Source organism: Ruegeria sp. AG1 (assembly GCF_056541705.1).
On record NZ_JBQFYU010000005.1, the window covers coordinates 63,667 to 78,175 of the forward strand.

Consider the following 14,509-nt stretch of genomic DNA (forward strand, 5'->3'; position numbering starts at 1 on the left):
TCAGTCCGAACCCTAGGCCCAAGCGCCTGACTTTCAGTTTCCCGCATTGCGAGGATCAGGGCAAGCATTTACGGCCCGGCCTGCTCTAGTCGCCCGCCCACGCGGACCATGCGCACTGATTTTGCGCTGCCATCCTGATCATTGGTTTCGACAAACACCCCGCTGAGGGTTGCCTCACCATTGGCCGGGGAAAAGCGCGCCTTAGGCATACCGGTGATGAACCGACGCATCGGCTCGACCTTGTCCATGCCGATGACCGAGTCGTAGTCGCCGCACATCCCCGCATCTGTCAGATAGGCCGTGCCGCCGGGCAGAATCTGCGAATCCGCCGTAGGAACGTGCGTATGCGTGCCCACAACAAGGCTCGCACGCTTGTCACAATAGTGGCCCATCGCCATTTTCTCGGATGTCGCCTCGCAATGCATATCCACGATGATAGCATTGGCCTGTCCGCCACGCGGGTGGGACTTCAGGATCGGCTCGATCGCCGAGAACGGATCATCAAAGGGTCGCTTCATGAAAACCTGGCCCAGAACCTGAACCACCAGAACCTTGCGCCCTCCGGGTGCGTTGAACAGGCGATGACCCCGCCCCGGCGCGCCTTTGGCAAAGTTCACCGGGCGCAAGATTCGCGACTCTTTCTCGATGTGTTGCAGCATGTCTTTCTGGTCGAAGGCATGATCGCCCAGCGTCACGCAATCCGCGCCCGCATCAAGCAGCAGTTTGGCATGATCCCCGGACAGCCCCATCCCGTTCGAGGCGTTTTCGCCATTGACCACAACAAAATCCAAACGCCATTCGTCGCGCAGACGCGGCAGATGCTCTTGGATGGCCGTGCGTCCCGCGCGGCCCATGACGTCACCCAGAAAAAGTATCCTCATCCCATTGGTCGTAAGTCTGGTCAACGCGAAGCACAAGTGGTTATGCTGCCGTAATAAACCGTCAAAGCCCTTTAGATCGGAGAAACTTGATGTCGCGTATCCTATTGTCTGCCCTTGGCCTCACTGCGCTAGCCGCTTGTGACCAGGCGGGAACGAGCGATTCCAACACGCAGATTGCCAACCCTGCAGCCACATTCTGCGTGGAAAGCGGTGGCAAATATGAAATCCGCGACGGTGCCGACGGGCAAACCGGCGTTTGCATATTGGCCAGCGGCCGCGAGGTAGACGCTTGGGAGTACTTCCGCGAGAACCACTCGATCTAAGGAAGGAGCCTTAGAACGTCAGAACACGGCTTTCCGTAACGACCATATCCAGCGGCTGATCGGTGGGCTCCAACGGCAGCCCTTCGGCCTCTTGCGCATCGAAGGCAAAGCCGATCGCCAGGGTTGGGCGTTTGGCGCGTAGCCCTTCCAAGGTACGGTCGTAGAACCCGCCGCCGTAGCCCAAACGGCCGCCCTTGGCGTCAAAAGCCACCAGAGGGACGATCAGGATTTCGGGGTCGAAGTAGTCATCGACCTCGGGCACTTTCGCCCCGAACGGCCCGTCCTTCAACGCGCCCTCAGGCGTCCAACGCGAGAATTTCAGTGGCTGCCCCGCGGCCTGAATCACCGGTACACCAACGGGACCGTAGGCTGTGGCCTCAGCCATTGCAGGCAGCGGGTCAATCTCTGTCCGGATTGGCATATAGCCGGACATGGGCACGCCTCGATGGCCTGCCAGTATCTCGGACAAACGGCCCGCAGCACCCGGCACAGAAGCGTCAAACGCCGTTTTGCGACGAGCAAACGCGGCCTTGCGCGCCATCGCCTTGATTTCAGTCAGATCGGTCACAGAAGCACCACGCTGGCAAGTCCCAAGAAGATGAAGAAGCCCATGACATCCGTTGTGGTTGTCACAAACGTCCCCGATGCCAGCGCCGGGTCAATGCCCATTCGGTCCAGCAAGACCGGTACTACCGTACCTGCAAAGCCCGCGATGATCATGTTCACGACCAAAGCAGATCCGATCACGACCCCAAGCAGCGGCGAATCGAACCAAAGCATCCCGACGGTGCCCAGAACGATTGCAAAGCACAGGCCGTTCAGCATGCCGACCAACAGCTCTCGTCGGATGACACGCATGACGTTCGAGGCGGTCAGGTCGCGCGTGGCCAACGCCCGCACAGCAACCGTCAGCGATTGCGTCCCCGCATTGCCACCCATCGAGGCCACAATCGGCATCAGGATCGCAAGCGCCACCAGCTGATCAATCGCAGCCTCGAATTGCGAAATCACCAGAGAGGCACAGATCGCCGTACACAGGTTCACCGCAAGCCACGGCAAACGCCGACGGCTGGTCGCGGCGACACTGTCCGAGATCGAGCTTTCGTCGCTCACACCCGCCAGACGCAGAATGTCTTCCTCATGTTCTTCGTCCAGAACCACCATGGCGTCATCGATAGTGATGACACCGACCAAACGGCCATCGGCATCGACCACTGGCGCCGAGATCAGGTGGTACTGGTTGAAAGCATAGGCCACATCCTCTTCGTCCTGATCGACGGGGATGATGTGGAATTCCTCTTCCGCCAGATCCCGCAGCGGTACTTCGCGCCGCGCGGCCATCAGCTTACCCAAGGTGATCTGCGCAACAGGCTTCAGGCGCGGATCAACCAGCACAACATGATAGAACTGTTCCGGCAGGTCATCATTGGCGCGCATGAAATCAATGGCCTGCCCCACCGTCCAATGCTCGGGCGCCATGACGACCTCGCGCTGCATCAAACGACCGGCCGAGTTTTCGGGGTAGGACAGCGCCTGCTCTGCCGCGACCCGCTCGGAATCCTCAAGCGCGTCCAGGATCGTCTCTTGTTGCGGCTCTTCAAGATCCTCCAGCAGGTCAACGACATCGTCGCTGTCCATGTCCCGTACGGCTTCGGCCAGAACGTCGGGTTTCAGGACACCAATGACCTCTTCCCGGACGGCCTCATCCAGTTCCGAAAGGATGTCGCCATCGAACTCTTTGTCATAGAGACGGATCAGGCGCGCACGGTCATAGGGATTGATCTGTTCCAGAAGGTCAGCGATGTCGGCTGCGTGCAGCGGCTCCATCAACTCGACCAGCTTGTCGCGATCATCCACGTCCACGGCAAACAGGATCGCCGCAACGGTTCGGCGGTCCAGTGCGTAGACGTCTTCGTCAGCGGAGTCGGTTACGGGATCATCAATGCCTGTGGTCATGTGCTGCTCCCGTTCTTTATCATGCCATTGGCCCCTAATTAGAAGAAGCAGCTACCGGAAAACAATGACAATGCGCCGATTTACCCTCATCTTTCGCACGCATATGCTGATGAACGGGCTCAAACAGCTAAGGAACAAGGCGAATGGCGCAAAAGACGCTTTTGAAAGGGCGCGTTCTGAGTTTTGACGGCTCCCCTTTTGAGGGAGAGCCAACGGATTGCACCAAACTCGACGAAGCGGTCGTGATCGAGGATGGGCGCGTTCAGGCCGTTGGTGCGCTGGATCGCTTGCGTGCCGCGCATCCGGATGCCGAGGTTACGGACTACGGCTCTCACCTGATCATGGCCGGGTTCGTCGACCCGCATGTGCATTTCCCTCAGACCGCCATGATCGCGAGCTGGGGCAAGCGGCTGATCGACTGGCTGAACACCTATACCTTCCCCGAAGAGATGAAGTTCGGCGATATCGATTACGCCACCGAGATCGCCAACCGTTACCTCGACCTAACAGCCGCGCATGGAACGACGACCATGTGCAGTTTTTGCACGATTCACCCCGAAAGCGTCGATGCCTTTTTCTCGGCCGCCCAACAGCGCGGTCAGCGGGTTGTCGCAGGCAAAACCTGCATGGACCGCAACGCGCCAGAAGGGCTGCAGGATACGGCGCAAACGGCCTATGATCAGTCCCTGGTCCTGCTGGAGAAATGGCACCGCGTGGATCGTTTGTCTTACGCGATCACCCCACGGTTCTCGCCCACCTCGACACCCGAACAGCTTGAGGCTTTGGGCGCACTTTGGGCGGAGCATCCGCATTGTCTGATGCAAACCCATCTGAGCGAGCAAACTGATGAGATTGAGTGGGTCCAGTCCCTGTTCCCGGATGCGCGCGACTATCTGGATACCTATGAGAAGTTCGGCCTGCTGGGACAGAATGGCCTCTATGGTCACGTCATTCATTTGGAAGATCGTGAGCGGGATCGGCTGCGCGAGGTGGACGCCGGTTTGGTGCATTGCCCGACCTCGAACACCTTCATCGGGTCGGGCCTATTCGACATGAACGGGTTGATCCGAGATGGCCACCGCGTTGGCCTGGCCACCGATACCGGCGGCGGATCCAGCTTTTCGATGCTGCGGACCATGGCCGCGGCTTATGAGATCGGCCAGCTGCGCGGTCGCCCCTTGCACCCGTCGCAATTGCTTTGGCTGGGTACAGTCGGGTCGGCTCGAACGCTGCGAATGGACGACTGCATCGGCAATGTCGCCCCGGGGATGGAGGCCGATCTGGTGGTGATCGACCTCGCCTCGACCCCGGCTATCGCCCAGCGCGAGGCCCATGCGGAGGATCTGTGGGAGGCCGTGTTCCCCACCATCATGATGGGAGACGACCGCGCCATTGCCGAGGTTTGGATCGGAGGGGCGCAGGTCGCCCGTTGAATGCGCCTTCGGCACATGCCTCCGGCGGGGATACTTTTAGCCAGATGAAGGGCGGATCCCACTATTGGGCAAGCGCGCGGGCCAGACGGTTTTGGGTCTCGATGGTGCGCGGGAGCTCAATCGTCGTGATCTGACCATCGCGCACGATCTGGCGGCCTTCGACAAATAGATGTTTGACCTGCATTGGCCCCGCCAGAAGCAAGGCCGCCGGGTCCCAACTGCCCGCGCTTTCGAGGCTTGTACGGGTATCCCAAACGGCAATATCGGCCCGTTTGCCCGGCTTCAGCCGCCCGCAATCGGGCCGCCCAAGCACGTCGGCTCCGCCCCGTGTCGCGATCTCAAGCGCTTCGCGAGCGGACATTGCGTCTGCGCCATTCGTCACGCGTTGCAGCAACAAAGCTTGCCGCGCCTCGAGCATCAGGTTGCCGTTGTCATTGCTGGCCGACCCGTCCGCGCCAAGCCCCACCTTCACGCCCTGATCCCGCATGGTCCTTACTGGCGCTATGCCGGACCCGAGGCGACAGTTCGAGCAGGGGCAATGGGCCACGCCGGTTCCCGTCCTTGCAAACAGGTCGATCTCGACCCCGTCCAGTTTGACGCAATGGGCATGCCAGACATCTGCGCCGGTCCAGCCCAGCTCTTCGGCATATTGGCCGGGACGACAGCCGAATTGAGCTTCGGAATAGGCGATATCTTCATCATTCTCGGCCAGATGCGTATGCAGCATCACCCCCTTGTCGCGCGCCAGCAGTGCTGCGTCTCGCATCAGGTCGCGACTGACGGAAAAGGGTGAACAGGGGGCAAGACCCACCCGGCACATCGACCCCTCGGAAGGATCATGGAAGGCATCCACCACGCGGATCATGTCGTTGAGAATGTCCTGCTCACGCTCGACCAAACTGTCGGGCGGCAGGCCTCCGTCACTTTCGCCGATACTCATCGCCCCGCGCGTGGGATGAAAACGTATCCCCAATTCCGAGGCGGCGGAAATCGTGTCTTCGAGCCGCGCTCCGTTCGGGTAAAGGTACAGGTGATCGGAGCTGAGTGTGCAGCCCGACAAGGCAAGTTCGGCCAGACCGATCTGCGCCGAAGTGAACATCTCATCCGGTCCGAACCGCGCCCAGATCGGGTAGAGCGTCTGCAGCCAGCCGAAAAGCAAGGCGTCCTGCCCGCCCGGAACCGCCCGTGTAAGCGTTTGGTAAAGGTGGTGATGCGTATTCACCAACCCAGGTGTGATGACGCAGCCCGAGGCATCGTGGACCTCTCCGGTTGTTGTCAGACCCTGGCCGATTTCGGCGATCTGGCCGCCTCGGATCAGGATATCTGCGCCGTGCAGCTCTTGGCTATCATCATCCATTGTCAGGATGGTGTCGGCGTTTTTGATCAGTATTTCGGGCATTTCACGCTCCTGCTTCTGCCCGTCTCAAGCAAGGAGTGCATCAGCCAGCGGAAAACGGGCGCAAGAACTGGCTCAGACCAGTCTACCCACGCGTGGCAATTGCGGCAATGGCATTCAATAGTTACGCAGGATTTCCAACGCCGCGGCGTGAATTTCAGCGTTGGCGGCTGCCAATGCCCTTCCGCCATTGTGGGCCGGGCCACCCTGCCAATCGGTGACGATACCGCCTGCGGCTTCAATCACTGCAATCGGCGCCTGAATGTCATAGGCGTTCAACCCGGCTTCGATCACCAGATCTGCCTGACCGGCAGAAAGCAGAGCATAGGCATAGCAGTCCATGCCATAGCGAGTCAGCTGAACTTGCTCAGCTACGGCTTGAAAACCCTCACGATCCTCTAACGTGCCAACCTCGGGGAAGGTCGTGAACAGTGTCGCCTGCTCCAACACCTTTGTGCCACGCGTTTTCAACGCAGTTGTGCCCAAAGGCCCAGTCAGTTGAGCTATGTCTGATCCTCCCACAAAACGCTCACCGATATAAGGCTGATCCACAATGCCCATGATCGGACCATCTTTAGTGGACAGAGCGATCAGCACGCCCCAGGTCGGTGTACCGCTGACGAACCCGCGAGTGCCGTCGATCGGATCAAGCACCCAGGTCCGGCCCGAAGACCCCTCAACCTGCCCGAATTCTTCACCAAGAATGCCATCTTCTGGCCGACGCTGCGCCAGAACCGCCCGCATGGCTTGTTCCGCCGCGCGGTCAGCGACAGTAACGGGGTCGTAACCGCCAGCCAGCTTGTTGTCAGTTTCGAGATTGGTCTGTCTGAAATACGGAAGGATGGCTGCGCGCGCGGCGTCAGCCATTTCTTCGGCAACTTCAAGGTCGGTTAGTTCGGTCTGGCTCATGCAGCACAGGTGCTGCGAACACAGGCCGGTGTCAAGCCGTAGTGATCAGGCAACGTCGCTGAGAACGCGTGCCAGTTCAAACAGGCGGCGACGCTGGTTTTCCGGAATCGCGTAGTAAGAGCGCACCAGATCCAGAGCTTCCTTGTCACCCATCAGGTCAGCAGGAAGCGCGCTCTTGTCGGATTTCTCTTTTTGGCCTTCTTCAAGACCTTCAAAGAAAAAGCTGACCGGTACGTCCAGCGCATCGGCAATGTCCCACAGACGGGAGGCACTGATTCGGTTCGCCCCGGTTTCATATTTCTGGATTTGCTGAAACTTGATACCAACTTGTTGCGCCAACTGCTGTTGGGTCATGCCAATCAGCCAGCGGCGATGTCGGACACGCTTGCCCACATGGACATCGACGTGATGAGTCATTGGTATTCTCCTCTACTACACACACATCTGTTGCGGGACTTCGCGCCGTTCACATAAACAGAAGTTAGAGAAGTCCCCATAAGCATCCCCCAACCAGACATGTGCGATCCCCCGATACAGCACTGCCGTCCAATATTGCCGCTTTTGACTTTTTTTTCAAGTTGGTTGAATTGGAATCTCTGTACATTGGTTTATGGTTGTGCATCTCTGGGATTTTGGCGGCGCGGCCTGACCAAACTGTCTTCGTTAGCGCGCTCAATCAGCTGAACGCATTGACAATTTCGCTCATACTGCGACCTATTCTCTGAAAACCGAGATGAACCATCATGCTTGCATATCGCATTGAATCCAAAGGCGTCGACGCGCGAATTGTCGAATTGCCCATGCCAACACCTGCCGAGGGACAGGTCAGAATCGCCATCAAAGCATGCGGCCTGAACTTCGCCGATTTGCTGATGCAGAAGGGCACATATCAGGATACGCCAAACCCTCCGTTTACTTTAGGCATGGAAATTGCCGGCGTTGTCGAAGAATTGGGGCCAGCAGTCTCTGGCTTGAAGGTTGGTGACCGTGTCGCCGTGTACTCGGGCCAGGACGGGTTGGCCGAGTACGGAGTGTTCGACGCGGATCGGGCCATCCCCATCCCGGATGATACCAGTTTTGAAGAGGCTGCCGCCATTCAGATCGCCTACGGGACCAGCCATCTGGCACTGGACCATCGCGCCCGATTGCAGCCGGGTGAAACCCTGCTCGTGACCGGAGCAGCCGGTGGCGTCGGACTGACCGCGGTGGAGATCGGCAAACTGATGGGCGCGACAGTGATCGCGCAGGCGCGCAGTGCGGAAAAGCTGGCGGTTGCAAAGGCCGCCGGGGCGGATCACCTGATCGACGCCTCGGAAGACCTGCTCTCCCGCGTCAAAGAGTTGGGAGGCACTGATGTCGTCTATGATGCGATTGGCGGCGACGTATTCAAAGCCGCCTTCCGCGCCACCAACCCCGAAGGTCGTCTGCTGCCAATCGGCTTTGCCGGTGGCGATGTCCCTCAAATCCCGGCCAACCACCTGTTGGTCAAGAACCTGACGGTGATCGGCTTCTATATCGGCGGCTACCTCAGGTTTCGCCCGGATATCGTGCGCAACAGCTTTCAGACGCTGTTCCAATGGCATGCCGAAGGGAAGATCACACCTCATATCAGCCACACCCTGCCGTTGAACGAAGTCGAACACGGCCTCCGCCTGTTGAAAGAGCGCAAATCCACCGGCAAGATCGTGGTTACGCCCTAGCCCACCACAGCCCGAAGGGGTGTGCCGCCCAGCATGCGGAAATTCTGTCGCACCAGTTGCGCCAACGCTTCGATGATTGCATCGCGCCCCGGCTCTCCTCCGTAGAGATTGATCATATGCGCTGGCAGCTCGGGCAAAACACCACCCGAGTCGATCTGTTCAAGATGTGCGGCCTCGGTGCCGTCCAGCATCGCGTGAATCGCCAGATCAGCGCTGACGGTGGCTTCGATGGTGCGGTCATTCTCGGTTTCGACCGAAAGCTCCCACGGGATTCCTGCGGCATCCAGCGCCGCGATAACCTGGGGGCGGAACATACAGCGCCGCCCCAGCGCAATCGGCAACGGATTCTTGCGCCAGGCGGACCCACCCGGCGCCCCGATCCAGCGCAGAGGCAACTCGGCAATGGTCTCAGAACCGTCGGATGACGAAGGTTCGGTCGTCAGGATCAGGTCACATTCTCCGCGTTTGAACATATCCTTAAGTTGCAACGAATAGGACGAGATCAACTGCACGCGCACACGTGGGAAATCGGCGTTGAACCGCTGAAGAACACGCGGGATCGCCGGGTAGACAATGTCATGAGGCACACCCAGAACCACCTCGCCCTCAAAGGCCTGATCCGTGAGTTTTGAGATCACCTCATCATTTAAAGCGATCATCCGGCGGGCATAAGCCAGCAACTGCTCGCCCGAGGCGGTTAGCGCGATGGTCCGCCCACTGCGATCCAGAAGCTCCAGATCCAAAAGCTCTTCCAGGCGTTTCAGCTGCATGGAGACGGCTGATTGCGTCAGATGCAGAAACCCTGCCGCCCGCGTGACGCCGCCCTGATCGGCCACAGCCACAAAGGATCGCAATGTGGTGATGTCCAGATTTCTCATGTTCACGAATCCTTATGCATCCAATCAAAAATATTCGTTTTTAAAATGTGCACCAACTCGCCATATAAATCAAGGAAGTTGATGAGACCAATTCAAACCATCTGAAAAACGAAAGGATAGACCATGAACTCGATCGCCCTGAACCGACCCTGCCCTCAACACAAACAATCCCTGTTTGCGCGTATACGGTCCGTCCTGTCCGTACGACGTCAACGTCAACAACTGGCTCGGCTGGATGCCCGCGCCCTGAACGACATCGGCATCACCCGTGCCCAGGCCGACGCCGAGGCCCGCCGTCCCATCTGGGATGCCCCGCAGTTCTGGAAAAGCTGCCTTTAAAACTCATGTTTTTTCAGCGATAGGCGATCTGCGGCAGCAGGTCGCCGTTTTTGTTGCGTATTTTAGGCGGAAATACTGCAGAAACTCTTGAAACACAGCCTGCAGTTGCCGATATTCAGCAGGAAAGTGGCCAATACTTACGGGCCGCACGCAGATACGTTTAGGGAGACCTTTGTAAATGGCACAATTCGATACGATTCGGACGGCCGCAGGCGCACGCGCCGCCGAGATTGATGAGGGCCTTCGCGCCCATATGAACAAAGTCTACGGCACGATGTCCGTGGGTATGTTCATCACCTTCCTCGCAGCCTGGGCGATCTCGGGTCTGTCGATAACTACCGATCCGTCGGCGGCCGTGGCGCAGCTGAACGCGAACACCTACCTGACCGCGCTGGGTCATTCGATCTACGTCTCGCCTCTGAAATGGGTGATCATGTTCGCACCGTTGGCCTTTGTGTTCGGCTTCAGCGCCATGATCAACCGCATGTCGGCTGCGGCTGCACAGCTGGTGTTCTACTCGTTCGCCGCCGTGATGGGCCTGTCGATCAGCTGGATTTTCATCGCCTTCACCGGCCAGTCGATCATTCAGGTCTTCCTGATCACTTCGATCGCCTTCGCGGGTCTGTCGCTCTACGGCTACACGACCAAGAAAGACCTGTCGGGTATGGGAACCTTCCTGATCATGGGCGTTATCGGTCTGATCGTCGCGATGGTGGTCAACATCTTCCTGGCCTCGTCGGCCATGGCCTTCGCGATCTCGGTAATCGGCGTTCTGATCTTCGCCGGCCTGACCGCCTATGACACGCAGCAGATCAAGAACACCTACCTGCAGATGGCACATGCCGGTGATCAGGAATGGCTGGGCAAAGCCGCCATCATGGGCGCGCTGAGCCTGTACCTGGACTTCATCAACATGTTCATGTTCCTGCTGCAATTGCTGGGGAACCGAGAGTAAACCTCTCCCCCACTGCAGAAACCATTCAAACCTGCCAGGACGCGATCTTGGCAGGTTTTTTGTTTCCGGAATTTGCGTGACGGCCCCTACAACTGGCAGACGATGGCCGAGCGTCATCCCTCCAGCTTGCGCGCCACCAGATACGAGGCCGGGAAGGCCGCCACAAACCCCACCACAGCCGCCAGCACGATTGGAAGGACTGCGGTGTATCCCATCACCAGAACAGCAATAACTGCTGTGCCTGCGAGGGTAGAGCCGAGGAAGATATGAACGATCAACATCAGGGGGAGCATTGCGACCTCATTCAAGTATTCAACTGTGCGTAAACACTAGAGCGTTGATCGAACTCGGTCCTTGATCTGGGTCAGAGGTTTGGGGGTCACAGATCACTTACAACGGTCGTTGGATATCTATTCGAGGAAACACGCGGAGTGGATGAATGGAGGGGGAAGAACCGTGACCAATCTCAGCGGGTGCGCGGCGTCCCGGAAATCGTCCAGTGGACGAATTCAGCCACGAATGGGCGAAGTCCCGGAAGGTAGACGCTTTTTGAACGGTTCATCAGCATAACTGAGGGCCGAGATTGACACCCCGGTTTTTCCAGCAGAACTCCATCGTAATCATGTCAAAGGTATAGAAACCAGCCGATCCAAGCGCGAGGATCGGACTCATGGATGTGGAAATCTGCGCCACCCGCCGTAGGCTCCGTTGCGTCAAGTGAGCAGGAGGGCGGTTGGCACCGTGAGGTGAGTCTCATCCTTTTCGGAAAGAGCAGTGTTATCCCTCCCAGGAACCATTTGACAAAGACAGAACGCTGTCGCTTCACTGGATCACGAGATGGAGTTGATCTGCTGTATCTAAATTGCTTTGACTAGCGACTTGGAAAGCGCCGGAAAAATCGATGACAATGATTGCTGTTCAATTCGACGGAAATAAGTGAATATAGGATCAAAATGATATTTTACTTCAGACCTCTACCTTAAACTGTTTGCGAGATTGTTAATGAGCTCACTTGATCATAACTTTGGATATTGGAGTCCTCTTGAGAAATATGTCCCGGACTGGCGTTTAATCTCTAGCGTGTTACGAATTAAGTTCTTTTCTCGCCTTTATATTTGGTTGTTCTTGGTGCCTGTAGCTGCGAGGGCAACACAGGAATTGCCAGATATCTTGGATGTTTCAAATTTACTAGGACCCAACGCACTAATTGTATTTGAGATTCCATTCAATTGGCTTCTACTTTATGTTTCGGCCGTATTAATCTCTATCTCCCATTTACTTTATTCTGTGTTCTGCCCGAAATTCATTAGAGCCTACGATAATCCAGGAGAAGCAGTTGAAAAAGGTCTGACCGCACAAGCAATTCGTGACTTCTGCATAACTCACTTACGAACTCAACTGACTAGATTGACGAATAGGGAAAAGTTCTTCCTTCTAAAAGTGGCTTATCGCTGGGGCCTTGATGGGGACAAAGCAATTCAAACACTGGATCAAGATTCACGAGAGACCGCAGGTAAAATGGCGATCCTTTTCTCAAACACGGAAATCAAGCCTGCGCCTGATGGCGGCATCTACAACCTTCAAAATCCGGTTCACACGATCAGTCGTGAACATTTTGTCAAACTTGCATTTAGATCTCTTGAACGATTTCTGAATACGACTTCGCTAAAATTGAGGGCGTTAATCACACTAGCACTGGCTGTTAGCTTTCTACTAATTGCAATAGTATTTCTTCAAAGTTTTGTCGTTGTGCTAACTGTTTTCTACGAGAACCATATTGTCTAACTGCGCGTTTCCTTCCAAGTTGTTCGCCTCCAAAAAGGTAAAAGAACACTAGCTGTCCATCTTTAGCGCTGAAATAAACGCCTCCTGCGGGATATCTACCTTCCCGAACTGGCGCATCTTCTTCTTACCCGCCTTCTGCTTGTCCAACAGTTTGCGTTTCCGCGTGGCGTCGCCTCCGTAGCACTTCGCGGTCACGTCCTTGCGCAGGGCCGAGAGGGTCTCGCGGGCGATGACCTTGCCTCCGATGGCGGCCTGGATCGGGATTTTGAACATGTGGCGCGGGATCAGGTCTTTGAGCTTTTCGCACATCGCCCGGCCCCGCATCTCGGCCCGGTCGCGGTGAACCATGGTCGACAGCGCATCGACCGGCTCGTCATTCACCAGCACTGACATCTTGACCAGATTATCCTCGGTATAACCGGTCATCTGGTAGTCGAACGAGGCATAACCCTTGGTCACCGATTTCAGGCGGTCGTAGAAGTCAAAGACGACCTCGTTCAACGGCAGGTCGTAGACGACCATGGCGCGGGTGCCTGCATAGGTCAGGTCCAGCTGGATGCCGCGGCGGTCCTGGCAGAGTTTCAGCACGTCGCCGAGGTACTCATCCGGTACCAAAATGGTCGCCTTGATGCGCGGCTCTTCAATATGGTCAACCTTGGACGGGTCGGGCATGTCGGCGGGGTTGTGCAGCTCGATCATCTCGCCGTCTTTCATGTAGACGTGATAGATCACCGACGGCGCGGTTGTGATGAGCTCGATATCATATTCGCGTTCGATGCGGTCGCGGATGACCTCAAGGTGCAAAAGCCCGAGGAATCCGCAGCGGAAGCCAAAGCCCAGCGCGGCTGAGGTTTCCATTTCGAACGAAAATGAGGCGTCGTTCAGCGCCAGCTTATCGATGGCGTCGCGCAGGTCTTCGAATTCTGACGAATCCACGGGGAAGAGACCACAGAACACCACCGGCTGCGCGGGTTTGAAGCCTGTCAGCGCCTCTTCGGTGCCGTTGCGGTCATTGGTGATGGTATCCCCGACGCGGGTGTCGCGGACCTGTTTGATCGAGGCGGTCAGGAAGCCGATCTCACCGGGGCCGAGGCTGTCGACCATTTCCATCTCGGGGCGGAATACGCCAACGCGGTCGACATGGTGCAGGGTGTTGTTCGACATGAACTTGACCCGCATCCCCTTTTTCAGCGTACCGTCCATGATGCGGACCAGAACGATGACGCCGAGATAGGCGTCGTACCACGAATCCACCAGCATCGCCTTGAGCGGCGCGTCGAGATTGCCCTGAGGTGCGGGCAGTTGCTGCACGATGGCCTCAAGCGTCTCGTGAATGCCCTGCCCCGTCTTGGCGCTGACCTGAATGGCGTCGGTCGCGTCAATGCCGATCACGTCCTCGATCTGTTCGGCCACGCGGTCACAGTCGGAGGCTGGCAGGTCGATCTTGTTCAGCACCGGTACAATTTCGTGGTCGGCGTCGATGGCCTGATACACGTTCGCCAGCGTCTGTGCCTCGACCCCTTGGGTCGAGTCCACGACCAGCAGCGAGCCCTCGACCGCGCGCATGGACCGGCTGACCTCATAGGCAAAGTCCACGTGGCCGGGGGTGTCGATAAGGTTCAGCACATATTGCTCGCCATCATCGGCAGTATAGTCGATGCGGACCGTGTTGGCCTTGATGGTGATGCCGCGCTCACGCTCGATATCCATGCTGTCGAGCAGCTGTTCCTTCATGTCGCGATCCTTGACTGTCCCGGTCTCTTGGATGAGCCGGTCAGCAAGGGTGGATTTGCCATGGTCGATATGCGCGACGATGGAGAAATTGCGGATATGAGCGAGGTCTGTCATGAATTGGGATATGTCCGGAGTTTGTAGTCTCGTCAAGCGCTGAAGCGTTGCAAAAAAGGCCATCCTCGCAGCTTTCTGACCAGTAGCATTTACCGGATTCTAGCCA

At 57.3% G+C, this 14,509-nt stretch carries 15 protein-coding genes; 6 read left to right on the top strand and 9 right to left on the bottom strand.

The genetic code is table 11. From position 1 onward, the window contains the following. Window positions 1-68: 68 nt before the first annotated feature. Window positions 69-881, bottom strand: coding sequence for a TIGR00282 family metallophosphoesterase (locus tag ACR0B5_RS08630; RefSeq protein ID WP_480539946.1), 813 nt, complete (start codon window positions 879-881; stop codon window positions 69-71). 89 nt (window positions 882-970) lie between these two features. Between ACR0B5_RS08630 and ACR0B5_RS08635 the strand changes: the two genes are divergently transcribed. After that, entirely contained in the window at window positions 971-1,204 is a 234-nt protein-coding gene (locus ACR0B5_RS08635) for a putative hemolysin (RefSeq protein WP_170377990.1), read from the top strand. A gap of 10 nt (window positions 1,205-1,214) precedes the next feature. Here ACR0B5_RS08635 and ACR0B5_RS08640 read toward each other — a convergent pair whose 3' ends face one another. Both ACR0B5_RS08640 and mgtE read right to left on the bottom strand, forming a co-directional pair. Then, window positions 1,215-1,772: a 5-formyltetrahydrofolate cyclo-ligase gene (locus tag ACR0B5_RS08640; RefSeq protein WP_480539948.1), complete on the bottom strand. Its 558-nt coding sequence runs from the start codon at window positions 1,770-1,772 to the stop codon at window positions 1,215-1,217. Continuing rightward, a complete protein-coding gene (mgtE, locus tag ACR0B5_RS08645; RefSeq protein WP_170665608.1) occupies window positions 1,769-3,160 on the bottom strand; it encodes a magnesium transporter in 1,392 nt (463 codons plus the stop codon). The genes ACR0B5_RS08640 and mgtE overlap by 4 nt, the downstream gene beginning before the upstream one ends. Window positions 3,161-3,303: 143 nt before the next feature. Between mgtE and guaD the strand changes: the two genes are divergently transcribed. Further along, on the top strand, window positions 3,304-4,593 hold the full coding sequence (gene guaD / locus ACR0B5_RS08650; RefSeq protein WP_480539951.1) for a guanine deaminase: 1,290 nt from the start codon (window positions 3,304-3,306) through the stop codon (window positions 4,591-4,593). A 61-nt stretch (window positions 4,594-4,654) separates the two neighbouring features. Here guaD and ACR0B5_RS08655 read toward each other — a convergent pair whose 3' ends face one another. The 3 genes from ACR0B5_RS08655 to ACR0B5_RS08665 all read right to left on the bottom strand — a co-directional run bounded on the left by ACR0B5_RS08655 (window position 4,655) and on the right by ACR0B5_RS08665 (window position 7,315). Next, the gene (locus ACR0B5_RS08655; protein ID WP_480539953.1) at window positions 4,655-5,992 is read right to left on the bottom strand and encodes an 8-oxoguanine deaminase; all 1,338 of its coding nucleotides are present in this window, start codon (window positions 5,990-5,992) and stop codon (window positions 4,655-4,657) included. 114 nt (window positions 5,993-6,106) lie between these two features. After that, entirely contained in the window at window positions 6,107-6,898 is a 792-nt protein-coding gene (gene hisN, locus ACR0B5_RS08660; RefSeq protein WP_480539955.1) for a histidinol-phosphatase, read from the bottom strand. A 45-nt stretch (window positions 6,899-6,943) separates the two neighbouring features. Further along, the gene (locus ACR0B5_RS08665; RefSeq protein WP_170377978.1) at window positions 6,944-7,315 is read right to left on the bottom strand and encodes a helix-turn-helix domain-containing protein; all 372 of its coding nucleotides are present in this window, start codon (window positions 7,313-7,315) and stop codon (window positions 6,944-6,946) included. A gap of 326 nt (window positions 7,316-7,641) precedes the next feature. On the opposite strand from ACR0B5_RS08665, the gene ACR0B5_RS08670 reads away from it, so the two are divergent. Next, window positions 7,642-8,598, top strand: a complete 957-nt coding sequence (locus ACR0B5_RS08670) for an NADPH:quinone oxidoreductase family protein (RefSeq protein ID WP_480539957.1) — start codon at window positions 7,642-7,644, stop codon at window positions 8,596-8,598. Here ACR0B5_RS08670 and ACR0B5_RS08675 read toward each other — a convergent pair. Further along, window positions 8,595-9,476 (bottom strand): LysR family transcriptional regulator, encoded by an 882-nt coding sequence (locus ACR0B5_RS08675; RefSeq protein ID WP_480539959.1) that lies wholly within the window; start codon window positions 9,474-9,476, stop codon window positions 8,595-8,597. The genes ACR0B5_RS08670 and ACR0B5_RS08675 overlap by 4 nt on opposite strands. Window positions 9,477-9,599: 123 nt before the next feature. Here ACR0B5_RS08675 and ACR0B5_RS08680 point away from each other — a divergent pair, with 123 nt between their 5' ends. Continuing rightward, window positions 9,600-9,815, top strand: coding sequence for a YjiS-like domain-containing protein (locus tag ACR0B5_RS08680; protein WP_170377972.1), 216 nt, complete (start codon window positions 9,600-9,602; stop codon window positions 9,813-9,815). A 178-nt stretch (window positions 9,816-9,993) separates the two neighbouring features. Then, window positions 9,994-10,770: a Bax inhibitor-1/YccA family protein gene (locus tag ACR0B5_RS08685; protein ID WP_170377970.1), complete on the top strand. Its 777-nt coding sequence runs from the start codon at window positions 9,994-9,996 to the stop codon at window positions 10,768-10,770. Window positions 10,771-10,883: 113 nt separating this feature from the next. On the opposite strand, the gene ACR0B5_RS08690 is transcribed toward ACR0B5_RS08685, so the two are convergent. Then, a complete protein-coding gene (locus tag ACR0B5_RS08690) occupies window positions 10,884-11,063 on the bottom strand; it encodes a CTP synthetase (RefSeq protein ID WP_170665619.1) in 180 nt (59 codons plus the stop codon). 709 nt (window positions 11,064-11,772) lie between these two features. Between ACR0B5_RS08690 and ACR0B5_RS08695 the strand changes: the two genes are divergently transcribed. Continuing rightward, a complete protein-coding gene (locus ACR0B5_RS08695) occupies window positions 11,773-12,555 on the top strand; it encodes a hypothetical protein (RefSeq protein ID WP_480539961.1) in 783 nt (260 codons plus the stop codon). A 48-nt stretch (window positions 12,556-12,603) separates the two neighbouring features. On the opposite strand, the gene lepA is transcribed toward ACR0B5_RS08695, so the two are convergent. Further along, window positions 12,604-14,403: a translation elongation factor 4 gene (gene lepA / locus ACR0B5_RS08700; protein ID WP_480539963.1), complete on the bottom strand. Its 1,800-nt coding sequence runs from the start codon at window positions 14,401-14,403 to the stop codon at window positions 12,604-12,606. Between the last annotated feature and the right edge of the window lie 106 nt (window positions 14,404-14,509).